The sequence below is a fragment of the Saccharopolyspora indica genome, assembly GCF_027853965.1.
Classification (GTDB): domain Bacteria; phylum Actinomycetota; class Actinomycetes; order Mycobacteriales; family Pseudonocardiaceae; genus Saccharopolyspora; species Saccharopolyspora indica.
Genome location: NZ_JAQGLB010000005.1, coordinates 321,323 through 346,644 on the forward strand (window position 1 = coordinate 321,323; position 25,322 = coordinate 346,644).

Annotated in this window: 20 protein-coding genes and 2 pseudogenes; 10 read left to right on the plus strand and 12 right to left on the minus strand. The window is 71.1% G+C overall.

The features are described from left to right. Nucleotides 1-54: 54 nt before the first annotated feature. The gene (locus OU416_RS14575) at nucleotides 55-258 is read right to left on the minus strand and encodes a cold-shock protein (RefSeq protein WP_270927463.1); all 204 of its coding nucleotides are present in this window, start codon (nucleotides 256-258) and stop codon (nucleotides 55-57) included. Between the two features lie 232 nt (nucleotides 259-490). Continuing rightward, nucleotides 491-1,660, minus strand: coding sequence for a Glu/Leu/Phe/Val family dehydrogenase (locus OU416_RS14580; RefSeq protein WP_270927580.1), 1,170 nt, complete (start codon nucleotides 1,658-1,660; stop codon nucleotides 491-493). 534 nt (nucleotides 1,661-2,194) lie between these two features. Between OU416_RS14580 and OU416_RS14585 the strand changes: the two genes are divergently transcribed. The 3 genes from OU416_RS14585 to OU416_RS14595 all read left to right on the plus strand — a co-directional run bounded on the left by OU416_RS14585 (nucleotide 2,195) and on the right by OU416_RS14595 (nucleotide 6,990). Further along, nucleotides 2,195-3,013: a hypothetical protein gene (locus OU416_RS14585; protein ID WP_270927464.1), complete on the plus strand. Its 819-nt coding sequence runs from the start codon at nucleotides 2,195-2,197 to the stop codon at nucleotides 3,011-3,013. A 45-nt stretch (nucleotides 3,014-3,058) separates the two neighbouring features. Beyond that, nucleotides 3,059-4,663 carry an amidohydrolase gene (locus tag OU416_RS14590; RefSeq protein WP_270927465.1) on the plus strand — a complete coding sequence of 535 codons (1,605 nt, stop codon included), beginning with the start codon at nucleotides 3,059-3,061 and terminating at the stop codon, nucleotides 4,661-4,663. A 140-nt stretch (nucleotides 4,664-4,803) separates the two neighbouring features. Next, nucleotides 4,804-6,990, plus strand: a complete 2,187-nt coding sequence (locus OU416_RS14595) for a terpene synthase family protein (RefSeq protein ID WP_270927466.1) — start codon at nucleotides 4,804-4,806, stop codon at nucleotides 6,988-6,990. Between the two features lie 41 nt (nucleotides 6,991-7,031). Here OU416_RS14595 and OU416_RS14600 read toward each other — a convergent pair. After that, nucleotides 7,032-7,344: pseudogene (locus tag OU416_RS14600) on the minus strand (winged helix-turn-helix transcriptional regulator). Nucleotides 7,345-7,506: 162 nt separating this feature from the next. Here OU416_RS14600 and OU416_RS14605 point away from each other — a divergent pair. Beyond that, complete coding sequence (locus OU416_RS14605) at nucleotides 7,507-8,379, plus strand: NAD(P)-dependent oxidoreductase (RefSeq protein ID WP_270927467.1); 873 nt, start codon at nucleotides 7,507-7,509, stop codon at nucleotides 8,377-8,379. A gap of 63 nt (nucleotides 8,380-8,442) precedes the next feature. Here the strand turns inward: OU416_RS14605 and OU416_RS14610 are convergent, their stop codons facing one another. The 5 genes and pseudogenes from OU416_RS14610 to OU416_RS14630 form a co-directional block, all read right to left on the minus strand. Beyond that, the gene (locus OU416_RS14610; protein ID WP_270927468.1) at nucleotides 8,443-9,651 is read right to left on the minus strand and encodes a metal-dependent hydrolase family protein; all 1,209 of its coding nucleotides are present in this window, start codon (nucleotides 9,649-9,651) and stop codon (nucleotides 8,443-8,445) included. Next, nucleotides 9,648-10,100, minus strand: a complete 453-nt coding sequence (locus tag OU416_RS14615) for a GAF domain-containing protein (protein WP_270927469.1) — start codon at nucleotides 10,098-10,100, stop codon at nucleotides 9,648-9,650. Before OU416_RS14615 ends, OU416_RS14610 begins: the two co-directional genes overlap by 4 nt. Next, a pseudogene (locus OU416_RS14620) lies at nucleotides 10,097-10,522 on the minus strand (MFS transporter); the annotation flags it as partial. The pseudogene OU416_RS14620 and the gene OU416_RS14615, both read right to left, overlap by 4 nt. A 41-nt stretch (nucleotides 10,523-10,563) precedes the next feature. Then, nucleotides 10,564-11,883, minus strand: a complete 1,320-nt coding sequence (locus OU416_RS14625) for an RNA-guided endonuclease InsQ/TnpB family protein (protein WP_270927471.1) — start codon at nucleotides 11,881-11,883, stop codon at nucleotides 10,564-10,566. A 391-nt stretch (nucleotides 11,884-12,274) separates the two neighbouring features. Then, the gene (locus tag OU416_RS14630; protein ID WP_270927472.1) at nucleotides 12,275-12,916 is read right to left on the minus strand and encodes a hypothetical protein; all 642 of its coding nucleotides are present in this window, start codon (nucleotides 12,914-12,916) and stop codon (nucleotides 12,275-12,277) included. Nucleotides 12,917-13,279: 363 nt separating this feature from the next. On the opposite strand from OU416_RS14630, the gene OU416_RS14635 reads away from it, so the two are divergent. Both OU416_RS14635 and OU416_RS14640 read left to right on the plus strand, forming a co-directional pair. Continuing rightward, on the plus strand, nucleotides 13,280-13,669 hold the full coding sequence (locus tag OU416_RS14635; protein ID WP_270927473.1) for a VOC family protein: 390 nt from the start codon (nucleotides 13,280-13,282) through the stop codon (nucleotides 13,667-13,669). Nucleotides 13,670-13,727: 58 nt separating this feature from the next. Further along, nucleotides 13,728-14,996 (plus strand): glycosyltransferase, encoded by a 1,269-nt coding sequence (locus tag OU416_RS14640; protein WP_270927474.1) that lies wholly within the window; start codon nucleotides 13,728-13,730, stop codon nucleotides 14,994-14,996. Here OU416_RS14640 and OU416_RS14645 read toward each other — a convergent pair whose 3' ends face one another. From OU416_RS14645 to OU416_RS14660, 4 genes are all read right to left on the minus strand, one after another. Then, the gene (locus OU416_RS14645) at nucleotides 14,997-15,794 is read right to left on the minus strand and encodes a serine hydrolase (RefSeq protein WP_270927475.1); all 798 of its coding nucleotides are present in this window, start codon (nucleotides 15,792-15,794) and stop codon (nucleotides 14,997-14,999) included. Between the two features lie 7 nt (nucleotides 15,795-15,801). Next, nucleotides 15,802-17,172, minus strand: a complete 1,371-nt coding sequence (locus OU416_RS14650) for an SLC13 family permease (RefSeq protein WP_270927476.1) — start codon at nucleotides 17,170-17,172, stop codon at nucleotides 15,802-15,804. Next, nucleotides 17,169-18,641: an amino acid permease gene (locus tag OU416_RS14655; protein ID WP_270927477.1), complete on the minus strand. Its 1,473-nt coding sequence runs from the start codon at nucleotides 18,639-18,641 to the stop codon at nucleotides 17,169-17,171. Before OU416_RS14655 ends, OU416_RS14650 begins: the two co-directional genes overlap by 4 nt. A 236-nt stretch (nucleotides 18,642-18,877) precedes the next feature. Then, a complete protein-coding gene (locus OU416_RS14660; RefSeq protein ID WP_270927478.1) occupies nucleotides 18,878-19,816 on the minus strand; it encodes an ornithine cyclodeaminase family protein in 939 nt (312 codons plus the stop codon). Nucleotides 19,817-20,154: 338 nt separating this feature from the next. Here OU416_RS14660 and OU416_RS14665 point away from each other — a divergent pair, with 338 nt between their 5' ends. The 4 genes from OU416_RS14665 (at nucleotide 20,155) to OU416_RS14680 (ending at nucleotide 25,219) form a co-directional block, all read left to right on the plus strand. Then, entirely contained in the window at nucleotides 20,155-21,738 is a 1,584-nt protein-coding gene (locus OU416_RS14665; RefSeq protein ID WP_270927479.1) for an aldehyde dehydrogenase family protein, read from the plus strand. After that, nucleotides 21,735-22,883, plus strand: a complete 1,149-nt coding sequence (locus tag OU416_RS14670) for an NAD(P)/FAD-dependent oxidoreductase (protein ID WP_270927480.1) — start codon at nucleotides 21,735-21,737, stop codon at nucleotides 22,881-22,883. The genes OU416_RS14665 and OU416_RS14670 overlap by 4 nt, the downstream gene beginning before the upstream one ends. 90 nt (nucleotides 22,884-22,973) lie before the next feature. Further along, complete coding sequence (locus OU416_RS14675) at nucleotides 22,974-24,125, plus strand: Glu/Leu/Phe/Val family dehydrogenase (RefSeq protein ID WP_270927481.1); 1,152 nt, start codon at nucleotides 22,974-22,976, stop codon at nucleotides 24,123-24,125. A 152-nt stretch (nucleotides 24,126-24,277) separates the two neighbouring features. Next, on the plus strand, nucleotides 24,278-25,219 hold the full coding sequence (locus tag OU416_RS14680; RefSeq protein ID WP_270927482.1) for a LysR family transcriptional regulator: 942 nt from the start codon (nucleotides 24,278-24,280) through the stop codon (nucleotides 25,217-25,219). Nucleotides 25,220-25,322: the final 103 nt, after the last annotated feature.

The following is a 25,322-nucleotide window of genomic DNA, read 5'->3' on the forward strand; positions in this document are numbered from 1 at the left end:
GGCATCAGAGCTCTCTTCCGATGCACCGTCGTGCCGGAGCGGCACGACCCTTCGTCAGATGGCGCGAATTCCCGCGGCCTGCGGGCCCTTCGGGCCCTGGGCGATCTCGAACTCCACGCGCTGGTTCTCCTCCAGCGTGCGGAAACCGGTGGCGTCGATCGCGGAGTAGTGGGCGAAGACGTCGGCGCCGCCGTTGTCCGGGGTGATGAACCCGTAGCCCTTCTCCGCGTTGAACCACTTGACCGTACCGGTAGCCATTCCCTGTTTCTCCTGATTCTGCTGGCCAGGGTCAACACTGCGCAGACCCGAGGTCGCCGAGCCGATCCCCGCCGCGCTCCGAGCACCACCGCACAAAAAAAGTGCCTGCGTTCTGGCAGGCACTTTCCAGTACTGCTGGGACCAAAACAGCAACCACCGCAACGCTAGCACCCCGACTGCGGGTTGTCACACGTCGATCGCCGCCCGTCAACACCGCCGCCGGCACCGGTTTTCAGGGGATGCTCAGCAGGCCCTGACCGCGGGCTTCCGCGGCGAGGTTCTGCTCGGTCCGCTGCTCGGCGAGCAGCAGCGCCGCGGCGCGCGGCGTGAGCCCTTCGGCGTCCCACGCCACCAGCAGCGGCGGGATCTTCGCCAGCATCTCCTCCCGCAGCACCTGGAACGACAGCACCGGGTCGGCGTCCACCCGGCCCAGCAGCAGCCACCAGGCCCAGGCCACCGCGCCCGCGTTGGCCACGAAGTCCGGGATGACCGGAATGCCGCGCGTGGCCAGCATTTCCTCCGCGTCGGCCGTCACCGGGGTGTTGGCCGCCTCGACGATCACCTTCGCGTTGATCTCCGGAACCTGCGGTGGGGCGATCGCGTAGGACACCGCGGCCGGGATGAGCACGTCGACCTCGGCACCGAGGACCGCTTCGCGCGGCGCGCGCTGCACGTGCTCGGGCACCTGGCCGCGGTCGATCTCGCCGAACCGGTCGCGGGCGTCCAGCAGCGCCGGGACGTCCAGCCCGTCCGGATCGTGCAAGGTGCCCGCCGCATCGGCCATCGACACCACCTTCAGCCCGGCCTCGTGCAGGTAGTAGGCCGCGCCGCCGCCCATCGTGCCGACGCCCTGGACCGCGACCGTGGTCTCAGCGGGAGTCCAGCCCCGCGCGTGCACGACACCGAGGCAGCTCTGCGCGACACCGTAGCCGCCGACCACGTCACCGAGCAGCAGGCCGCCGGGCACCGGAGCGTTGAGCCCCGCTCGGACGCGGCGCAGCGTGCGCTCCGCGTCCGGCGCCCGCCTGATCGCCGCGTGGTAGGACTGGTGCAGCCCCACCTCGGCGAACACCTCGTCGATCAGGTGCTGCGGCACCCCGAGGTCCTCCGCGGTCACCCAGTGCGCGTCCAGGTACGGACGCATCGACTGCACGAAGCGGCGCAGGACGCCCTTGGCCTCCGGGTCCTTCGGGTCGCAGTCGATACCGCCCTTCGCCCCGCCCACCGGCAGGTCGAACACGGCGGTCTTGCGCGCCATGCCGCGCGCCAGGTCTTCCACCTCGGTCAGGGTGCACCCGGCCCGCATCCGGGTCCCGCCGGTGGCAAGACCGGACACCAGGCTGTGCACCACCAGGTAACCGTTGCGGCCGGTCACCGGATCCGTCCAGATCACCCGCATCATCGGGTCGCGGTCGACGAGTGCCACGGGCCGAACCTCCTTCCAGTACGCGCGAACCCGCCGCGGAGAACCCGGGCGGGGATGTGGTGAGTGCAACCAGTGATCGAACTACCTGCGAGCCGCGGAATCGCGATGCTCGCCCCACTGCCGATCAGGTCGGTCAGTGATGTCGCAGCCAGAGCGAGGAAGAGGACAACCACCGGACTGGACGCGGGTTTCGGTACGACTCTGCTCGCATGGTCCACCTCCCGCTCTCCGCCCGGATGGCTCGAAGTTAAGGGCGGTCGGTTTGGATTGTCAACAATCGACTTCTCGGACAAGCGGCACATCATCGGAACGGGTGCGCGACCACCACCGCCGAGCACCCCGAAAGGGCCTCCGACCAGCACCGGAAGACCATCCGCACCCCAGGTCACACGAACGGGGGATACGCGGTTCTAAGCTTCCGATCGCGAGGGATGAGGGCGTAGCACGAACCGCGCGTGGACTTGGACCAAACCACTCCCAAGATCACCGCGCGGCTGGGAGGATGCGAGCATGAGCCAACCGGGACGACCCCACGAGCTACCGGGATCGCTGGACGAGGCGACGCAGCAGCAGTTGATCCAGGAGATCGGCCGGCTGATCGTGCGCGCGCTGCCCCCTGGCTGGCGCGAGGCCACCGTCGAGTACCGGTCGCTGGGCGGGCACCAGGAACTGGTCGCGCAGCTGATCGCGCCCAACGGCACCGCCGTCCCGCTGGCCGCTCCCGCTGAAGCCGCCGAAGCCTTCGCCCGGCTGCGGCAGGGCATGTACCAGCCCGACCGCGGCACCTGGGTGAGCGCGCTGTACCGGCTGGAGCGCCCCGGCAGCTACACCGTCGACTTCAACGGGGACTACGAGCCGAACTGGCGCACCGCTCCCCCTGCCGCCGCCTACGCCGACGAGCTCAACCGCTTCCCGCGCCCCGCATCGGCCATCCCGGACTGGCTCTCGGGCAGCCCCGCGGCGCAGCTGCGCACCGCGGAGGTCTTCGACGACTCGGGCCGCCCGATCACCGACCGCCCGGGGATCGACCCGGCCGAGCTGGAGCCGGTCGCCGACTACCTGGAGCAGGCGCCGATCGTGCTGGCGGCGCGCAGCTACGACACCGACCGGCTCGACCCGAACCGCACCCCGTCGGTGCCGATGACCTTCCACACCGACGGCACCTGGGTCTGGCCCGGCGCGGTCGGCTACTACCTGCGCCAGCACGGAGTGGCCCCGGAGGCCGACCTCGTGGCGCACGTCCGCCGCCAGGGCTTCCGGGTTCCCGAGGTCGCCGAGCCGGTCCGCGAGCAGGCCGTCACCCTGATCACCGGCGAGCAGCGCCAGTAGTCGTCCGCGGTCGGCCGCAGCGCCGGGAGCTGGCACAATCCCGGCATGCGCGATGTGGTGTTCGCCGGTGGTCCGGTGGCCACAATGGACGCCGCCCGGTCGTTCACCGACGCGGTGGCGGTGCGGGACGGCCGGATCGCGGCCGTCGGGCGCGATGCCGTGCGGGCGCACTGGTCCGCGCGCACCGAGTTCGTCGACCTCCGCGGCCGGTTGCTGCTGCCGGGCTTCCACGACGCCCACGTGCACCCGGTCTACGGCGGGATCGAGCGGTTGCGCTGCGACCTCACCGAATGCCTCGACGCCGCGCAGTGCCTCCGCCAGGTCGAGGCCTACCAGCGCGCGCACCCGGACACCGGCTGGGTGCTCGGCGGCGGTTGGGACATGGCGCAGTTCCCCGGGGGCGCACCGCACCGGGCCGCGCTGGACCAGGTGACCGGGACCCGCCCGGCCTACCTGCTCAACCGCGACCACCACGGCGCCTGGGTGAACACCGCAGCACTGCTGCTGGCCGGCATCGACCGGCACACCCCCGACCCGCCGGACGGCCGGATCGAACGCGATCCCGGCGGTCATCCCACCGGCACCCTGCACGAGGGCGCGACCCGGCTGGTCGAGCGGGTGCTGCCGGAGACCGGCGACGCGGAGTACCTCGCCGGGCTGCTGGAGGGCCAGCGGCACCTGCACTCGCGCGGCGTGACGTCGTGGCACGACGCGATCGTCGGCCCCTACCTCGGCTACGACGACGCGGTGGCCACCTACCTGGACGCCGACCGGCGCGGGCTGCTGACCGGCAAGGTGCGCGGCGCGCTGTGGTGGGACCGCGGCCGCGGCCGGGAGCAGATCGATGAGCTGCGGCACCGCCGGGACCGGGCGCGCGGGCACCGGTTCCGGGCCGAGACGGTGAAGATCATGCAGGACGGCGTGTGCGAGAACTTCACCGCTGCGCTGCGGCTCCCCTACCTCGGCGAGCACGGCAGCGGACTGTCCTTCGTGGACTCCGAGCTGCTCGCCGAGGTGGTGCCCGAGCTCGCCGACGCCGGTTTCCAGCTGCACTTCCACGCCATCGGCGACCGCGCGGTGCGCGACGTGCTGGACGCCCTCGCCGGCGCGCGCGAGCAGGACCTGCGCCACCAGATCGCGCACGTGCAGGTCGTGCACCCCTCCGACGTGCCGCGCTTCCGCGAGCTCAACGTGACGGCCACGATCCAGCCCCGGTGGGCGGTCAACGACGCGGCGATGACCGAGCTGACCGTGCCGCGCCTCGGGCACCGGCGAGCCGGTTGGCAGTACCCGTTCCGCTCGCTGCGCGCGGCGGGGGCGGTGCTGGCGGCGGGCAGCGACTGGCCGGTGTCCGAGGCCGATCCGGTGCTGGGCGTGCACGTCGCGGTCAACCGCAGCGAGCCGGACACCGACGATCCGCCGTTCCGGCCCGAGGAGGCCCTCGACCTCGTCGACGCGCTCGCCGCCTACACCGCGGGCAGCGCGTGGGTCGACCACGCCGAGCGGGAGACCGGGACCGTCGAGGTCGGCAAGGCCGCCGACCTGGTGCTGCTGGACCGCGACCCGTTCGCCTTGCCGCCGAACGAGATCTGGCGGTGCGAGGTGGAGCTGACGATGGTCGACGGAGCAGTGGTGCACCAGCGGCGGTGACCGACCGCAACCCCGCGCTGGGCCGTGCGGGCGACGCGGTTTCCCGATCGTGTGGAAGGGCATCGGAGGGCATTGGCCGCCGCGGACGCGGCTGGTTTCGTGCGCAGGGTCGGTGACCATCGCAGAGAGGTGCGCGGACCATGCAGGCCTTCCGGCTGCCGGAGTTCTACCTGTCCTACCCGGCACGGCTGAACCCGAACCTGGACCGGGCCCGGGAGCACAGCAAGACCTGGGCCCGGCGGATGGACATGATCGACGCGCCGCAGCACGGCGTGGACGTCTGGACCGAATCGGATCTCGACCGGCACGACTACGCGCTGCTGTGCGCGTACACCCATCCCGACGCCGACGGCGCGGAGCTGGACCTGATCACCGACTGGTACGTGTGGGTGTTCTACTTCGACGACCACTTCGTGGAGCTGTACAAGCGGAATCCGGATCTGCCGGGCGCGCGCGAGCACCTCGAACGGCTGCCCGCGTTCATGCCGGTCGAGGGCCCGATCACCGCGGAGCCGGTCAACCCGGTGGAGCGCGGCCTGGCGGACCTGTGGGAGCGCACCGTGCCGTCGATGAGCGCGGACTGGCGGCGGCGGTTCGCCGAGAACACCAAGCACCTGCTGGACGAATCGCTGTGGGAGCTGACCAACATCAGCGAGAACCGGCTGTCCAACCCCATCGAGTACGTCGAGATGCGCCGCAAGGTCGGTGGCGCGCCGTGGTCGGCGAACCTGGTGGAGCACGCGGTGGGCGCCGAGGTGCCCGCCGAGATCGCCGCGACCAGGCCGATGCAGGTGCTGCGCGACACCTTCTCCGACGCGGTGCACCTGCGCAACGACCTGTTCTCCTACGAGCGGGAGGTGCGGGACGAGGGCGAGCTGAGCAACGGCGTGCTGGTCTTCGAGAAGTTCCTCGGCTGCTCGACGCAGCAGGCCGCGCAGGCGGTCAACGACCTGCTGACCTCGCGGTTGCACCAGTTCGAGCACACCGCGCTGACCGAGGTGCCGCAGCTGCTCGACGAGCGGGGCATCGATCCGCTGGGCAGGCTGGCGGTGCTCGGCTACGTCAAGGGGCTGCAGGACTGGCAGTCCGGCGGCCACGAGTGGCACGTGCAGTCCGGCCGGTACCCCGACGGCGGCGCCTCCAGCGTGCTGGCCGGGCCGACCGGGCTGGGCACCTCGGCGGCCCGGATCATCTCCTCGCTGATCAGCACCGCGCCGCAGCGGATGCGCAGCTACACGCGGACCCCGTTCCAGCCGGTCGGGCACGTGCCGCGCCGGGAAATCCGGCTGCCGTACCCGGTTTCGCTCTCGCCGCACCTGGACCTGGCCCGCGAGCACGCCGTCGAGTGGGCCCGCTCCATCGGCATCTTCACCGACGTCCCGATGGTGTGGGACGAGCCCGCGATGCGCGCCAACGACCTCCCGCACTGCGCCGCCGGGCTCGACCCGGACGCCACCGTCGAGGAGATCGACCTGGCCTCGGCGTGGCTGACCTGGGGAACCTACGGCGACGACTACTACCCGCAGGTCTTCGGGCACACCCGCGACATGGCGGGCGCCAAAGCGCTCACCGCGCGCCTCAAGGAGCTCATGCCGGTCGAGGGCAGCAGTCCCGTCGTCCCGGCCAACGCGCTGGAGCGCGGGCTCGCGGACCTGTGGCTGCGCACGGCGGGCCCGCTGCCGGTGGACAAGCGCCGGGCGTTCCGCGGCACCGTCGAGGTGATGCTGGACAGCTGGCTGTGGGAACTGGCCAACCAGCACCAGAACCGGATCCCCGATCCGGTCGACTACGTCGAGATGCGGCGCCGCACCTTCGGCACCGAGCTCACCATGAGCCTGTCCCGGTTCTCCCACGGCACGACCGTGCCACCGGAGATCTACCGGACCCGCACCATCCGGGCCATGGAGAACTCGGCGACCGACTTCGCGACGCTGGTCAACGACGTGTACTCCTACCGCAAGGAGATCCAGTACGAGGGCGAGGTGCACAACGCGGTGCTGGTGGTGCAGAACTTCCTGGACTGCGACCTGGACCGGGCGTTCCAGGTGGTGCACGACCTGATGGACGCGCGCCTGCGGCAGTTCGAGCGCACCGTGGACGTCGAGCTCCCCGCCCTGTTCGCCGAGCAGGACCTGGACGCCGAAGCCCGCGCGACGCTCACCCGCTACGCCGCGGAGCTGCAGGACTGGATGGCCGGGATCCTCAACTGGCACCGCGAGTGCCGCCGCTACTTCGACGCCGAACTCCGCCACAACGTCGTGGTGCCCCGGCCCACCGGGCTCGGCACCTCGGCCGCCCGCATCAGCTGGGACCCGGTCCTCGGCTAGGGCCGGATGGCCGCCTCCGCACCCGGGTGCGGAGGCGGCCATCAGCTCGCAGCCTCGTGCAGACGTTCCGCGCCGATGCGGCGGCAGCGCTCGATGCCCCATTCGCCGAGCGCGGCCAGCGCGCGGTTGAGCGATTCACCGTGCTCGGTCAGGGAGTACTCCACCTTGGGCGGAACCTCCCGGGTAGACCTCGCGGTGCACCAGCTCGTCCTGCTCCATCTCGCGGAGGTGCTGGGTGAGCATCTTCTCGGTCACGCCGGGCAGGCCGCGCCGCAGTTCGGCGAACCGCCGGGTGCCGTGCTCGTGCAGCTCCCAGATGATCAGCGACTTCCACTTGCCGGACACCACGTCCATCGCGGCGTCGATGCCGCAGAAGTAGGGCCCGCGCCGGGCTTCCTTCGCCACCGCACTCCTCACTTCCCAAAAGGTAAGTACCCCACTAATTAGTCGGTACTTGTCGATCCTACCTGCTGGAGAAAGGATTCAGGCATCGAAAAGCGCTGAGGGGAACTGAAATTGAGCGACGAGAAGAACACCCGCGTCAGCATGCTCGGGCTGGGCGCCATGGGCAGCGTGATGGCCGCCGCGGTCATCGAGGCGGGATATCAGACGGTGGTCTGGAACCGGACGCCGGGCAAGGCAGACGGGCTGGCAGCCCGGGGCGCGGTCGCCGCCGGTTCGGTGCGCGAGGCGGTTGCCGCCGACGTTGTCATCGCCTGCCTGTACGACGCCGCCTCGGTCCGCGAGACCCTCGACCCGGTGGTCGAGGAGCTGTCCGGGCGGACGCTGATCAACGTCACCACGACCTCTCCCGACCAGGCCAGGGAGATCGCAGCGTGGGCCGCCGGGCACGGCATCGCCTACCTGGACGGCGGCATCATGGCCGTCCCGGCGATGATCGGCCAGCCGGGGTCGTCGATCCTCTACAGCGGCTCGGCGGCGGTGTTCGAGCAGCACCGCCCGCTGCTGGACCTGTGGGGCGAGAGCGTGTACTTCGGCGACGACGCCGGTCTGGCGTCGCTGTACGATCTCGCGCTGCTGTCGGGGATGTACGTCATGTTCGCCGGATTCATGCACGGTGCGGCCATGGTCGCGCCCGCAGGCGTGTCGGCGGGCGCGTTCGCCGAGCGGGCCTCCGCCTGGATCGCGGCGATGACCGGATCGCTGGGCGGGCTGGCCGCCGTGATCGACGGCGGGGACTACACCATCGCCGGGCAGCAGAGCCTGGAGTTCTCCAGCCTCGACGACATCGTCGCCGCCAGCGCCGCGCAGGGAATCAGCACCGAGGTGATCGACGTGGTGCAGAACCTCATCCAGCGCCAGATCGACGCCGGGCACGGCGAAGAGGCCTTCCCCCGCATCATCGAGAGCATCAAGCACCCGGTTTGAGCCGCAACGCCCGGCCGGGCGGGTGGTTCGGCGTGGAACCACCCGCCCGGCCAGGACCGCGGCTCAGACCAGGTTGCCGCCCTGCACGACGTGGCGGACGTGCTCGGGGTCGGCGAGCTCGGAGATGTCGGCGAGCGGGTCTCCGTCGACGACCACCAGGTCCGCCAGGGCGCCCTCGCGGAGGGTGCCGATCTCGCCGGTCATGCCGAGCAGGTCGGCCGCGGTGCTGGTCGCCGAGCGGATGACGTCGAGCGGCCGCTGGACCTCGCTGCGGATCCGGAACTCCTCGTTCTGGTGGCGGTGCATGCCGCCGAGCAGGTCGCTGCCGTAGACGATCTCGACGCCGCCGCGGTGGGTCATCTCCAGCGCGGCCAGGCCGGCTTCCAACACGTCGTCGACCTTGCGCCAGCTGTCCTCGGGCAGCCCGAACTCGCGCCCCTCGGTCTTGAGCGCCCAGTAGGTCACCAGGGTCGGCACCAGGAACGCGTCGTGCTCGAGGAACTCGGGCACGTTGGACTCGTCGATGAGGTTGCCGTGCTCGATGGACCGGATGCCCGCCTTCAGCGCCCGGCTGACCGAACGCGCCGTGTAGGCGTGCGCAGCGACGTAGCGGTTGGCGGCGTCGGCTTCCTCCACGATTGCGCGGAGTTCGTCCATCGAGTACTGGGTGGAGTCGATGCGGTCCGTCGGCGACGCCACCCCTCCCCCGGCCATCACCTTGATGTGGTGCGCACCTTTGCGCAGCTCGTCGCGGGCAGCGGCGCGCACCGCGTCCACCCCGTCGGCGATGCGGCCCAGTCCGGCGCAGCACTGGTGGCCGTCGTGCACCCTGGTCCCGCGCGGACGGCTGTCGCCGTGGCCGCCGGTCTGGCTCAACGCCTTGCCGCAGAACGCCAGCCGCGGCCCCCGGATCAGGCCTTCGGCTTGCGCGTCGGCCAGGCCGAAATCAGCACCCGAAGCGTCGCGAACCGTGGTGAAGCCTCGGTCGAGCATCTGCCCCATGATCCGCCCGGCGTGCGCCGCGGCGTAGGAGGGCGACCAGTGCGGCAGCGCGCCGAGATCCGCTGTGGCGGCGGTGACGTGCACGTGTGCGTCGATCAGCCCGGGCAGGACGGTGGCGCCCGCCAGGTCCACGGTCCGCGCGCCCTCCGGTGCGGTCAGCCCGGGCCCGGACTCGACGATCCGGCCGTCCGCGCACAGCAGGTCGCCCTCGGCGTACTCGCCGGTCTCGACGTCGAGCAGCTTGCCCGAGCGCAGCAGCAGAGCGGTCACGAATCCTCCTGATCGTCGAGGCGCTGGACCAGTTCGACCAGCGCGGGAGCGGCGAGCGCGGCCAGTTCGACCGCGCGTTGCACCTGGTCCGGGCCGTAGGCGTGCTCGGCCTCGAGCAGGGCCAGGGTGCCCGGCGTGGCACCGTCGGCCCCGATCACCGGCACGTTGATCACCGAGCCGCAGCCGAGTTCCGCGATCAGCGCGTGATCGGCGAAGACCTGGCGGACCGACTCCGCGTCCGGCCCGAAGAACGGCTGCTGGCGGTTGATGCAGCGATCCAGCCAGTCCGCGGCGATCTCGACGGACTTCTCACCGCCGAGCGGGTACTGGTCGGGGTGGCTGGTGTGCGCCCGGTGCAGCACGCGCCTGCCGGGGAGCCAGGCCAGCACGGTGAACAGCCGGACGCCGACCTCCCGCCGCACCCGCTCTTCCACGGTGGACAGATTCATCGGACGGCCGCCTTCGGCGAATCGGGTTCGGTCAGGTCTTCCAAGGACCGCCCCGCGGTGGACAACCCGAACATCGGGGTGCAGATGACGCCGACCGCGAGCACCGCGGTGGTGATGCCGAAGACGCCCGCGAACCCGAGGGAGGCGGCGAAGATGCCGATCACCGACGGCGCGATGATGCTGCCGAACCGGCCGAACGCGCTGGACAGGCCGGTGCCGGAGGCGCGGATCCAGGTCGGGAACACCTCGGGCGTGTAGGAGTACAGCGCGATGGTGTTCTTGCGGTCCAGGTACTCGCCGAGCCACGCCGCCGAGAAGTACCCCGGCACCTGGGCCAGGTAGATGATGATCGAGAACTCGAAGCTCTTGGTCACTGTGATGCCCTGCTGCACCAGCAGCGTCGGGATCCAGGTGAAGAACCCTTGACGTCCACTCCGCTGTGAAGGGCGGAGATTCCTCGGCGTCATGCTGCGGTGACGTTCGAGGATGGTTCACGCATGCGGCTACCCGCTAGGCTGCCTTGCCCGTGTGGACTGCGCGTGCTCTGCGCTGTGCCGCGTCCGCTCGCGGCACAGCCCGCACGTCCGGCGGTGCTGAGCGCCCGATCAAGGATGTTGATGGCCGCGTTGCGGTCGGCATGTTCGGTATGGCCGCAGTGCACGCACGCAAACAACCGACCGCAACCTTGCCGGTTTTCGGAGTCGCGAGTGCCGCACCGGGCACAGGTTTGCGAAGTGCCGTGCGGTGCGACCGCAACGAGTTCACCGCCATACCGCCGGGTCTTGTACCCCAGTTGGCGACGAATCTCAAACCAGCCTTGATCAGCGATGGATCGGTTGAGCCCGGCCTTTTGCTTGACGTTGGTGCCGGGCTGCGCCACGGTGCCCTTGGCCGAGCGGAGCATGTTGGAAACCTTGAGGTCTTCGACCGCGACAATGCCGTGGCTTTTGGCCAGGTCGTCGGTGAGCTTGTGGTTCCAATCCGCACGGCGACGGGCCTGCCGGGCTTTGAGCACTGCGATCTGCGCGATCGTCCTGCGCAACCGCTTGCTGTACTTACCTCCGTTGTGCTTCTTCGCGAATGTCAACTGCCTGGCCATGCGGCGCTCTAGCCCTCTCAACCGCTGCTTTTCGCCAGCGGTAAGAGTGTCAGGGCGCTGTCGCCCCTCGTTCTCCGTCGAGACGAAAACCGAGCAGGCGATACCCACATCCACCCCAGCAGCAGGCCCAGCGTTGACATGCCGATCTACCGGCTCGGGGCGGTGGACACCGAACGCGACGTGCCAACCGAGCCCATCCCGTTTGATGGTGGCGTTGCGAACCGTCCCCTCGATAGGACGGGATAGGCGAAACCGCACCCACCCGAGTTTCGGCAACCTCACATGCGCCATACGGCGTGAGACTTTGCGAATCTGCACAGCCTGTCCGGGAAAAGTGACGCCCTGCTGATGAGACTTGCGCTTGTACTGCGGGGACCTGGCCGGATGCTCCGGGTTCCAGAAGTTTTCGTACGCCGCGTCCAGCTGACGCAGAACCTGCTGCGCACACTGGGCTGGCAAGTCCCTGAGCCAGACGTGTTCCTTTCGTGCGAGGGTGAGCTCAGAGCACTGCTCCCCTGCCTGCAGGGTCTTGCGTTGTGCTGAGCCATACGCCCAGACCCGCTGCGCAAGCGCGATGTTCCACACCGCTCGGCAGGTGTGCGACCACGACACAAGTCGTTCCGCCTGATCTGCGGTGGGGTACAAGCGGAACTTCGCCGCCGTGTTCGCCTTCACACCGACCATCTTGGCGGTATACCTGCATCCACTGTTCAGCGATACCCACCTCACTTGCCGCGAGGACGTCCACCTGCTGGTGAACCCACCTCCCACAAGTCACAATCGAAGCTGAGCGCCGGTCTCAACAGGTTCTCCAGCAAGCTGTTACGCAAGGAGTTCAGAGACCTGTTCTTGCCTACCGGGAAGACCTCCGGTCGTGACCGGAACCGCACTTCACCGGGCCGACCGGAAACACGCCGATTTCGATGCTTCTCCAGTGCATCGAACAGCAAACGCGACCCCCGGCTGAACTCAGACCATGGCCTCGCCCGAAAACCGGACACCGCACCAGAGTGCGGCGCGGCCGCGAAGTCCGCGCCGCACTCGGTGGTCATCTCGGAACCCACGCATCTGGGCGCTACTCGGCCCGGCGGACTTCGGCCATGGCCTCCCAGTGCGTGAGGTACTTGGCGACTTCGGCGGCCAGCAGCGCGTCGAGCTCCGCGCGGTTGGTGTTCCGGCGCAGCCGCAGCGCCTTGCCGCGCCGCACGTCGAGGACGACCGGCGTCGCCTCCGGCAGCACGACCGGCATCAGGTGCTCCAGCACCCGCAGCGCCAGGTTCGCCGAATCCGCCCCGAGCTCCGGCTCCTTCAGGTAGGGCAGGACGACCTCGGTGTGGCCGTCCCGGTGGCGCAACGCCAGCGCGCTGCGCCTGGACAGGGTGACCGAGAGATCACCGCAGTCCCAGGCCGCCGACTCCATCGGCACCCCGGTGGCCCTGACCTTGCCCCACCAGCGCTGGAACCCCTCGTGCAGCTGCTGGTAGTGCGGTTGCTGCACCGGGCGGGCCTGCCGGACCGCCTCGGCGACGACCTCCGAGGCGTCCGGCGAGCTCACCGCCCTGCGCAGCGCCGACCGGAACGGCGCGTAGAACGTCCAGGCCAAGCTCGTCTCGTCGATGTAGATCTCCCACTGGTTCCGAACGATGCCCGCGCAGCCGCGCGGCGTGCTGCGCGCGTAGTCCAGGAACGAACCGAGACCGATGTGCACACCATCCACGAGTACCCCTCCGCGGCCGAGGGCAGCATTCATCGCCACCGCTGACCGCGCGCCCGCAGCGCAACAGTCCACAGTGGTCGAAATGCGCCCGAATCCCCTGCCCGACAACAAGATCTTACCACGTCAGAGGCCGTTTTAGAACACGCATTCGAGTGATCCCGACGCCGCGCGAACCGTACTTTTCGGTCATATCGAAGCGCTGTGCTCGACACCGCGGAGTCCCCGGCTCCGATCGCCGCCCCGGCGGGGCCGACCCCGGCTCGCCCCAGTCCCGCTGCCGGATCAAACCTGTTGCGGCACAACAGCGGCCGCGGCTAACGTGCGTCCTTCGACGAACCCGGCATCCGACGAGGAGACCCCGGCATGACCAGCAAGCTGACCGAGATCGCGATCGACTGCGCCGATCCCGCCGTGCTCTCCCGGTTCTGGTGCGCTGCCCTCGACTACGTGGTGCAGGAAATGGACGACGAAACCATCACGATCGGTTCCCCGGAGGTGCCCGAGGGCAAGAGCCGCCGCGGCCCGGTGCCGCCGGTGCTCACGTTCGCGCGCGTGCCGGAGGGCAAGGTGGTCAAGAACCGGGTCCACCTGGACGTCAACACCACCGACGTGGAGCAGGACGAGGAGGTCCGCAGGCTGCTCGACCTGGGTGCCCGGCACGCCGACGTCGGCCAGACCGGCGACGAGAGCTGGGTGACCCTCACCGACCCCGAGGGCAACGAGTTCTGCGTCCTCTCCGGCCGGCACCCCTGATCAGCACCGCGCAGCGGCGCCCGGCGATAGCCTGCGGCCGGACGACTAGGGGGTCGGGTTGACGACGGAGCAGGGCGAGCACGTGCTCATCGCGGCAGCGGGGTCCGTCGGCGACGTCGTCCCCTTCATCGGACTCGGCGTGCGGCTGCGCGACGCCGGGTTCCGGGTCAGCGTCGCCACCTACGAGCTGTTCGCCGGGCAAGTGCGCGAACAGGGCCTCGAATTCCAGCCGCTGCCCGGTGATCCGCAGGCCATGGACCGCTCCGAGGAGGGGCTGTCCTGGCAGGAGGGCGGTGCCGGGCTCAAGTCCACGCTGCAGTTCCTACGGATGATGGCCGAGCACATCCGCGAGCTCAACACCGGTCTGCTCGGCATCGCCCAGCAGGGCGCGGACGTGTTGCTGCTCAGCGGTTTCCTGTCCCTCGGCGGCTATCACATCGGCCGGGCGCTGGGCATCCCGAGCGCCGCGTTGAACCTTCAGCCGGTCGAGCCGACCGGCGACTATCCGCCGGTCGGGCTCCCGCAGCTGGGCCGGTGGGGCAACTCGGCGGCGTGGAGCGCGGTGGTCAAGCTCGGCACCGGTTCGCAGGCGAAACCGATCAAGCAGCTCAGGGCGGAGTTGGGGCTGCCGCCGGTGACCTACCGGACCGTGCGCTCGGAGCAGCGGGCACGGCGCTGGCCGCTGCTGTACGGCTTCAGCCCGCTGGTGTCGCCACGTGCTTCGGACTGGCGTCCCGGCGTCGAGGTCACGGGGTACTGGTGGCCCGTCCGGCGGCCGGGCCGGCAGCCGCCGCCGCAGCTCGTCGACTTCCTCCGAGCCGGGCCGCCACCGGTCTTCGTGGGCTTCGGCAGCCGGAGCTTCCGCGACAGCGAACGGATCACCGGGATCGTCACCGCGGCGCTGCGCCGGGCCGGGGTGCGCGGGGTCCTGCAGTCCGGCTGGGCCGGCCTGGACATCAGCCACGACGACGTCATCACCGTCGGCGAGGTGCCGCACGACTGGCTGTTCCCGCAGCTCGCCGCGGTCGTGCACCACGCGGGCGCCGGAACGACCGCGGCCGGGCTGCGCGCGGGAGTGCCTGCCATCGGTGTGCCGGTGATCGCCGACCAGTCCTTCTGGTGCTCCCGGATGGAAGCCCTCGGGATCAGCCCGGGGTCGGTGCCGCTCGGGAAGCTGACGCCGGAACGCCTGGCCGGCCTGATCCGCCGGGCGACCCAGGACGAAACCCACCGCCGCCGGGCCGCGCAGATCGGCCGCACGATCGCCGCCGAGGACGGCGCGGCACCGGTGATCCGAACCGTGCGGCGGCTCCTCCGCGACGCGTAGTCAGCTCAGGGCGGCGAAGGCGGCCCGGCCCAGCGCGGCGATGGCGTCGCAGGCCGGGCCGCCCCGGTAGGTGCTGAGGGAGCGCTCGTCGGTGAGCTCGTCGACCAGGACCGCGATCACCGCCTGCGGGCGGTCGGTGCCGAGCAGACCGACGTCGTGGCGCAGCCCGAGCAGCTCGCCGGTCTTGTTCCAGCAGTTCGCACCCACCGGCAGCAGCGCGGGCAGCCGGTCGCGGACCTGCTGCTCGGCCAGCACGCCCAGCGCGTGCTCGGTCAGCTCGGGTGGCAGCGCCGCTCCTCCGGCCAGCCGGTCGAGCACGCGGGCCTGGTCCAGCGCGGTCGTCTCGTTGCGGCCCGGCTCGTGGTGGTGCATCAGCCGCCGCTCGACGCGGGTGCCCGTGCAGCCCAGATCCGCCGCGCAGTCCCGGATCGCGGCGAAGCCGACCGCGTCGATCACCGCGTTGGTGGCGGCGTTGTCGCTGATCACGACCATCAGCGTGAGCAGGTCGCGCAGCGAGAGCCGGTCGACGCTGCGCAACTGCCGGAGCAGCCCGGCGCCGCCGACGCGCTCCGCGGGCAGCTCCACCTGCTCGTCCAGCCCGATCCGCCCGGCCTGCACCGCTCGCAGCGCGCTGATCATGATCAGGACCTTGATCGTGCTGGCCGCGGGCACCACCCGCTCGGCACCGAGCAGCACCGGCTCCCGCTCGGCCAGGTCCCACGCCGCGAACCCGACGCGGCCCGGGAGCTCGGCCTGCGACAGCTCCGCCCGCAACCGCTCCGCGAATCCCACAACCACGCTCCCATCAGACGAGGACCAGGAACAGCACGGCGAACAGCGCCAGGTTGGCGACCATGATCGCCCAGCCGTTGTACATCATCATCCGCAGGTTGCGGGAGCGCGCCAGCCCCATCTGCCCGATCATGTCCGGTCCGGGGAACGGCCCGAACCAGTCGATCTGCGACGAGCCCAGCAGCACCGCGGCCCACGCGCCCGGCGGAACACCCACCGCGGCCAGCGCAGGCCCGAACAGCTTCTGCAGCAGCACCACCTGCGCCACCGCCGCACCGGAGATGCCCAGCCATCCCACCAGCAGCACGATCATGCAGAACACCCACGGCCCGACGCCGTCGAGCGTCGGTGCCATCAGGTTCTGCAGCGCGTCGTAGGCGCCGGACTTCTCCAACAGCTCCAGCATCGGGTTGAGCAGCCAGAACAGCAGGAACAACCACAGCAGCGGCTGCGCGCCGCGGTACATCGCCTGCAGCGCCGCGCTCGGCGGCATGCGCCCGAGCAGCGCGGTCACCGCGGCGCTGACCGGCATCACGATCAGCACGTAGGTGTAGCTCGCCTGGAACACGATGCCCAGCACCACCAGAACCGCCATGCTGCCGAGGAACCCGGCCATCGCCCGCTTCGCCGCGACCGGTGCGCGATCCTGGTCTTCGGCCACCTCGTCCGGGTAGGCCTCGGTGCCCTCGGTCCGCCGCTGGATCCAGTGCGACATGCCGAGGCCGGTCAGCCAGACCACGACGGCCATCGGGATCCCGGCGTGGAGCAGGTAGTCGCCGTAGCCGAGCTGCGCCGCGCCCATGATGGTGACCACCGGCGGCGTGAACGGGCCGGTGACCAGGCCCGCGGCCGTGCCCGCGTGCAGCATCGCGGCCATCGACGGCGGAGTCAGCCGCAGCGCGGCGGCGATCGGCAGCACGATCGGCACCAGCAGCGCGCTGGCCCCGGACAGCGTGCCGAGGGCGGCGGCGAGCAGCGTCGCCGAGGCCATCACCCCGATCCGGAACCGCAGCCGAGTGCTGATCCCGATCCCGTGCAGCACGCCGCGGACCATGGTCGCGGCCGCGCCGGTCTCCGTGACGACGCGGCCGAGACCGCCGCCGAGCAGCACGATCAGCCCGACGACGGCGATGAACGAGCCCAGCGACTCGGCCATCAGCTCGCCCAGCTCCAGCGGTGCGGTCCCGGTCTGCAGGGCCGCGACGACGAGCGCACCGAGCGTCGCGAGCACGATGTCGACGTCGAGCAGCACCAGGATCGCGTACACCACGATCGGCGTGAGGCCCCACAGCGTTCCCGCCGAGCCGGTCAGCAGCAGCACCACCGCCGCGACCAGCGCGGCCCCGAAGACACCGGCCGCGGCCCGCGGCTTCCACCCGGTCATCGGCCGGGCTCGTCGAGCGAGCTGAGGTCGGCCGAGCCGCCGGGCATCACCCGGCGGGTGCTGCGGTAGCTGTAGAGCGCGTAGACCAGCAGTCCGAGCAGCAGCCAGCCCGCGAAGCGCAGCCAGGTCTCGGCGGCCAGGAACGACATCAGCCAGGCGGAGAACAGCACGCCCAGCACCGGCACCACCGGCATGCCCGGGCAGCGGAACCCGCGCGGCAGATCGGGCCTGCGGTAGCGCAGCACCACGACCGCGGCGCAGACCAGCACGAAGGCGAACAGCACGCCGATGTTGGTCAGCTCGGCGGCCTCCTGCACCGGCAGCAGGCCGGCCAGCACGGCCGAGACGATGCCGAGGATCCAGGTCGCCCGGTGCGGCACGCGGCGCACCGGGTGCAGCTCGCCGAACCACTTCGGCATCAGCCCGTCGCGGCTGAGCGCGTACCACAGCCGGGACGCGCCCATCATGAACGAGAAGCTGACGGTGACGATGCCCAGCACCGCTCCGACGGCGATCACCACCGCCACGCCGGACATCCCCACGCTGGCGAACGCGCTGGAGAACCCGCTGTCCGGGTCGACCTGGTCGTAGGACACCATGCCGGTGAGCACGATGCAGGCGCCGACGTAGAGCACCATCGAGATGGCCAGCGAGAGCATCATGGCCTTGGGCAGCAGCTTGCGGGCCTCGACGGATTCCTCCGCCGCGGTGGACAGCGCGTCGTAGCCGAACACCGCGAAGAACACCGTCGCCGCACCGGTGACCGCGCCGCCCCAGCCGAACGGCGCGAACGGCGTCAGGTTCCCGAAGTCCACCTTGGACAGACCGACCACGACGACCAGCAGCACCACCGCGATCTTCACCACCGTGAGCACCACGTCGACCTTCGCCGAGGTCTTGGTGCCGCGGTTGAGCAGCCAGGCCACGCCGAGGCAGATCAGCATCGCGATCAGGTCCACCCGGTGGCCCTCGCCGGTGCCGGGCGCGCCGAGCATCCACACCGGCAGCTGGAGCCCGACCGACTCCAGCAGGAACCCGGCGTAGCCGGACATGCCGATGGACACCGTCGCGACGATGGCGGTGTACTCCAGCAGCAGGTCCCAGCCGATGATCCAGCCGACGACCTCGCCGAGCACGGCGGCGGCGTAGGTGTAGGACGAACCGGCGCGCGGCACCATCCCGGCGAACTCGGCGTAGGCGAAGGCCGCGCACAGCGAAGCCGCCCCGGCGATGAGGAACGACACGAGCACGGCGGGCCCGGCGACGTCCCGCGCCACGGCACCGGCCAGGCTGAAGATCCCGGCGCCGATGATGGCCCCGACGCCGATCATGGTCAGCTGCGGCAGCCCGAGCACCCGCAGCATCCGCCGGTCGGTCTGCTCCTCGGGTTTCGGGACGGTGCGGCGGAAGATGCCGTTCGGCCCGGTGCCGAACAGCGACCCACCCGTCGCGGTAGTCTCATCGCGCATGAGTACCTCCCCGCGAGCTGCGCCGGATGCGCTAGCGATGCCGGGATGATCGTCGGTGGAACGGACCCGGGAAAGACGCCGAAGCGAGCGGATGCCTTCCCCTGAGCCCCAGCGGATCTTCAGCTGGTGGCAGTCCGGCGAACGAGCCGTGGTTTCCGCTGGTGGTAGCCCGTGAGTGTTTTGTGGTGCCATAGCCCCTCAAACCGCTCACGGCTCCTGAACAGCGGAAACGGAGCTCAGAGGGTGCCGAGGACGGCATGCGCCGCGGCGGCGTCCTGGACGCCCAGGCCGACGCTGTTGTAGAACACGACCTCCGCCGCGTCGCGGCGCCCCGGCGCCGCTCCGAGGAGCACCTCGCCCAGCGCTCGCAGCCGCTCGCGCGCGATGTCTCCGCGCTCCAGCGCTCCGGCGATCGGCCCCGCGTGCGCCGCGGCCGCGCCGACTTCGTCGACGACGACCGCTCCGGCGCGCCGCACCAGCTCCGCGTCCACCTCGCACCGGTGGTGCTCGAAGCTGCCCACGCTGATCACGGTCGCTCCCGCCGCTACCGCGGCGGTCGGCACGACCGGCTCCGCGCTCAGGGTGCACGCGGCGATCAGCGGCGCTTCGCGCACCGCTTCCTCGGCGCTCGCCACCGCTCGCACCGGCAGCCCCAGCTCCGCCGCCAGCTCCGCGGCCGCCGCTTCGCGCCGCGCCGCGTCGCGGCTGAAGATCCGCACTTCGCGCAGCTGCCGCACGCGCGCTATCGCGCGCACGTGGGCGCGAGCCTGCACGCCGGAGCCGAGGATCGCGAGCTCGTCGGCGTCCGGCAGCGCCAGGGCGTCCGCGGCGACGGCGCTGCCGGCGGCGGTGCGGGTCTCGGTGAGGGCGGCGGCCTGCATCGTGGCCACGAGCCGGCCGGTCACCGGATCCATGACCAGGACCGTCCCCGAGATCGTGGGCAGCCCGCGCCCGGCGTTGCCGGGGTGCACCGCGACGATCTTGCTCACCGCGCCGTGCCGGGGCGAAAGGCGGCACAGGTAGCTGAGCGCGGTGTCGTCACCGGTGCGGATGCCGACCTTGTCGGCCAGCTGCGCCTCACCCCGGGCGAGTGCTTCGAACGCCACCCGCTGCGAGCTGATCGCGACGTCCACGTCCAGCGCCGCGGCGACCTCGGCATCGCTCCACATCCTCATGCGCGACCACGCTGCCACCCGCTGCGGCGAAGATCAACGCACCGAGCTCGCGGAGGCGGTTCCGATGGGCACCATTCCGTTGTTGCCCCAGGAACACCTGACACGCGCCGGTGTGTCGGGCACCGGATGCACCGGTGCCGCGCGGTTTCGGTCGAAGCTGGTGGGGCGCGACGGCGAGACGCAGGGTTGCTGGTGCTCAGGCGGAGGAGAAATCACTCTCCTGATTCTCCGCGAACGCCCCACCGACGAACTACCGTGAGCCGTGCGACGACGGTGGCGCGCGGCACACACCGCCGCGGCACCGCTGGACATCGAGACGTTCGAGCAGGAAGAGGTGCATGTCGGTGCAGTCGACGTTGAGCTCCGTGATCGGTCCGGACGCCCCGGCGCGGGTCGACGGCGGGGGCGAGTACCTCTCGCGCAACCCGGCGAACCTGGACGACGTCGTCGCCGAGGTCTCGCTCGGTGGGCCCGAGGTGCTGCCCGCCGCCACCGAGCAGGCTCAGCGCGCGCAGCGCGAGTGGGCGCAGGTGCCCGCGCCGGTGCGCGGGCGCGTGATCGCCGGGCTGGGCCGGTTGGTGGAGGCGAACAAGGAATCCCTGGCGCGGCTGGTGACGCGCGAGATCGGCAAGCCCTACGCCGAGGCGCTGGGCGAGGTCCAGGAGATCATCGACACCTGCGACTTCTTCCTGGGCGAGGGGCGGCGGCTCTACGGGCAGACGGTGCCCTCGGAGATGCCGGACAAGCAGCTGTTCACCTTCCGCGTGCCGGTGGGCGTCGCCGTGGTGATCACCGCGGGCAACTTCCCCGTCGCGGTCCCGTCCTGGTACCTGGTGCCCGCGCTGCTGTGCGGCAACGCCGTGGTGTGGAAGCCCGCCGAGTACGCCGCCGGTGCCGCCCGCGCGCTCGCCGAGCTGGCCTGGCGGGCCGGGGTGCCCAAGGGCGTGCTGAACCTGGTCTACGCCGACGGCGAGTCGACCTTCAAGGGTCTGGAGACCGCGCTCGCGGCGGGCACCGTCAACAAGGTCGGGTTCACCGGTTCCAGCGCGGTGGGCTCGGAGGTCGGCGCGCTGTGCGGCCGGTACCTGCAGAGCCCGTGCCTGGAGCTGGGCGGCAAGAACCCGATGATCGTCGCGCCGGACGCCGAGCTGGACCTGGCGGTGGAGGGCGCGCTGTTCTCCGGCTGGGGCACCGCCGGGCAGCGCTGCACCTCGCTGGGCAACCTGATCGTGCACCGGGACGTGCACGACGAGTTCGTCAACCGGCTCGACGCGGCGCTGCGCGCGGCGACCATCGGCGACCCGAGCGGTGACGTGCTCTACGGGCCGATGCTGGACCAGAAGTTCGCCGACAACTTCGAGAACATCCTCGGCGAGATCCGCGACCACCACACCGTGCTCGGTTCCGAGTCGGTCGGGCGGATCACCGAATCCGCACCGCGCAAGGGCTTCCACGGCGACCCGTCGACCGGCCTGTACTACCACCCGGTGCTGCTGGACGGGCTGCGCCCGGACGACCACGTCTTCCGCAACGAGACCTTCGGGCCGATCGTCGGCGTGAGCACCTACGAGACGCTGGAGGAGGCGATCGAGCTGGGCAACGCCCCGGGCTACGGGCTGTCCGCGGCGATCTACACCACCGACCCGGCCACCGCGTTCCGGTTCCGGCAGGGCATCGGCGCGGGCATGGTCAGCGTGAACAACTCCACCTCCGGCGCCGAGGCGCACCTGCCGTTCGGCGGCAACGGCAAGTCCGGCAACGGCAGCCGCCAGTCCGGTGTGTGGGTGCTCGACCAGTTCACCCGCTGGCAGTCGTTGAACTGGGACTTCTCCGGCAAGCTGCAGAAGGCCCAGATGGACGTCGACACCGTGGAGCCGGAGCTCGACTTCACGCTGCCACCCGAACTCGGCGGTGCCCGGTGACGCTGCCGGGCAGCGCCGAGGTCGTCGTGATCGGCGGCGGGGTGGTGGGCGTGAGCACCGCCTTCCACCTCGCCGAGGCCGGCGTGCAGGTGCTGCTGCTGGAGCGCGACGAGCTCGGTTCGGGCAGCACCTGCAAGGCCGCCGGCGGTGTCCGGGCGCAGTTCTCCGACCCGGTCAACATCGAGCTCGGCCAGCGCAGCCTGCGCGCGTTCGAGGATTTCGCGCGCAGACCCGGCGGGGAGATCGACCTCAAGCAGCACGGCTACCTGTTCCTGCTGTCGGACCCCGCGGACGTCGCGGCGTTCGAGGACGGTGTCCGGCTGCAGAACGAGTTCGGGGTGCCGAGCCGGATGCTGACCGTCGCCGAGGCCTGCGAGCTCTCGCCGTACGCGGTGCCCGACGGGCTGCTGGCCGCTGCCTTCTCCCCCACCGACGGCCACTGCACGCCGGAGGCCGTGGTGCAGGGGTACGCGCAGGCCGCCCGGCGGCACGGTGCGGTGATCCGGCGGCACTGCGCGGTCACCGGGATCGACGTCTCGGGCGGGCAGATCACCGCCGTGCGCACCGAGCAGGGACCGGTGGCGACCTCCACCGTGGTGTGCGCCGCGGGGGCGTGGTCGGCGTCGGTCGGCGAGTTCGCCGGGGTCGAGCTGCCGGTGCGCCCGCTGCGGCGGCAGATCCTGGTCACCGAACCGGTGCCGGACCTGCCACCGCGGCTGCCGTTCACCATCGACTTCGCCACCAGCTTCTACTTCCACGACGAAGGCCCCGGCCTGCTCATCGGCATGTCCGACCCCGACGAGGAGTACGGGTTCGACCTGCGCACCGACGACCGCTGGCTGGACAGGCTCTCCGCGGCGGTGGCCCGGCGTGCGCCCCGATTAGCCGAGGTGGGCGTGGCGCACGGCTGGGCCGGGCTCTACGAGATCACGCCCGACCACAACGCCCTGGTCGGCGAGGCCGACGGGCCGGGCCGGTTCCTCTACGCCACCGGGTTCTCCGGGCACGGGTTCCTGCAGGGGCCCGCCATCGGCGAGGTGCTGCGCGACCTCGTGCTGGGCCGCCGCCCGGTCGTCGACGTCTCGGCGCTGGACGTGCGCCGGTTCGCCACCGCCGAGATCCGCCCCGAGCACAACTGCGTCTGACCGGCCGCGATGTCACCGGGAATCGCGCGTCGCATCGCTGCGGAGGCGTTGCCGCAGAACAATTTCCGCATTCTCCGAAGGAGCGCGAACGTGCCTGATCTGTTGCAGGAGATCGACGAGTGGGGCCCGGAGAAGGTCGTGTGCGTCTCGGACGCGCGCACCGGGATGCGGGGCGTGCTGGTCATCGACAACACCGCCCGCGGCACCGGCAAGGGCGGCACCCGGATGAGCCCGACCGTCACCGTCGGCGAGATCGCCCGGCTGGCGCGGGTGATGACCTGGAAGTGGGCCGCGGTCGACCTGTTCCACGGCGGCGCCAAGGCGGGCATCTTCGCCGACCCCGCCTCCCCCGACAAGGAGCGGATCGTGCGCGCCTTCGCGCGACGGCTGGCCGACCAGATCCCGGCCAGCTACGTCGCCGGGCTGGACATGGGCATGACCGAGCACGACGCGGCGATCATCCAGGACGAGCTCGGTGATCGCGGGGCGGCGGTCGGTGTGCCGGAGCCGTTGGGCGGTGTGCCCTACGACCAGCTCGGCGTGACCGGGCACGGGGTCGCCGAAGCCGTCGAGGCCGCGCTGGCGCACCAGGGCCGCGGCATCGCGGGCGCCCGGGTCGCGGTGCAGGGCTTCGGCGCGGTGGGGGCTGCGGCGGCCAGGCGGCTGCACGAGCTCGGCGCGCAGCTGGTCGCGCTGTCCACCATCGACGGTTCGGTGCACGAGCCGGACGGCCTCGACGTGCCCGAGTGGCTGGAGGCCCGCGCCGAGTTCGGTGACGCCTGCGTGGCCAAAGCCTCTGCGTCGCAGCGCGTTCCGCGCGGCGAGGAGCTGCTGGTGGACTGCGACGTGCTGATCCCGGCAGCAGGGCAGGACGTCATCGACGACGGCGTGGCAGCGAAGATCCGGGCCGGACTGGTCGTGGAGGGCGCGAACCTGCCCACCACGCCCGGAGCGCGGGTGCTGCTCGCCGAACGCGAGATCACCGTCGTGCCCGACTTCATCGCCAACGCCGGCGGCGCGATCGCGGCCGGATTCGCCATGGACGCGCGGCACTCCCCCTTCCGCCCGGAGCCGACCGCGATCCTGGCCGAGGTCGCCGAGCGCACCCGCAACAACACCGTGCTCGTCCTCGACACCGCCGACCGCAGTGGAATGCTCCCGCACGAAGCCGCGCTGGATCTGGCCAAGCAGCGGGTCCGCACCGCGATGGAGCTGCGCGGGCGACTGCCCCGCCCCGCCTGATGCTCCGGTTTCCGCAGGTCAACGGCCGTGAGCGTTTCGGGGCGCCATAGCACCCCGAAACGCTCACGGGACCTGGCCGGGCTCCGGGTATTGCGCTGGGGCGCCCCGAAGGCCGAACGTTGCTTCGAACGTCGAGAGTTGAAGGGGCCGGCATGCTGAACCCGATCCACTTGCGAACCCTCCAGGAATGCGTGCGCACCGGTTCGTTCGCCGAAGCAGGGCGTGCGCTCGGCTACACCGCCTCGGCGGTCTCCCAGCAGATGGTGCTGCTGGAGAGGGCGATCGGCTCCGCGCTGTTCGAACGCTCCGCCCGCAGCGCCCGCAGCACCGCGCTGGCCGTCCGGCTCGCCGATCGCAGCCGGGACGCGCTCGGCGCGTTAGACGCGCTGGAGCGCGAGGTGCGCGCGATGGTCGCCGGTGAGGAGGGCAGCCTGCGGCTGGCCAGCTTCGCCACCGCCAACGCCCGGGTGCTGCCGGACGTGCTGGCCGCGGTCATCGCGCAGCGCCCGAACGCCGAGGTACAGCTCGACGAGGGCGAGCCGGACGAGGTGCTCGGCGGCGTGCTGGACGGAACCCTGGACGCGGCGGTGGTCTTCGAGTACGACCTGGACCCGCGGCAGTGGCCGATCGACCTGTGCGTGGAGGAGCTGATGGCCGAACCGCTGCGGCTCGCGCTGCCCGAAACGCACCGGCTCGCCCGCGCCGCCGAGGTCGACCTGCGCGAACTCGCCGACGACGCCTGGATATGCACCCGGCAGGACACCGCGGGCGCCCGCTCGCTGGTTCGGCTGGCCGCCGCGGCCGGCTTCGTCCCGCGGATCACCTTCCGCAGCAACGACTACTCGGTGATCCGGGACCTGGTGGCCCGCGAGCTCGGGGTGGCCGTGCTGCCCGGTCTGGCGCTGCCGGACCAGGCGGTGCGGACCTGCCGCATCGCCGGCTGGCAGCCCTACCGCCGGGTGAAAGCCCTGTACCGCAAGCAGAACACCAACCCGCTGCTGCCGATCGCCCTGGAGTGCCTGGCCAAGTACTGCGCCCAGGTCGCCAACGACTGGCACGCCGAACCGCACGACCACTGCACGGAGAACGCATGAGCACCCCTGTGCCAACTCGAGTGCTGCTCAACCGCACCTCAGGGGAACGTGACGCAACCCAGCCACAAGAAGCCCCGAAAACGCAAGATCAATCCCGAACGCA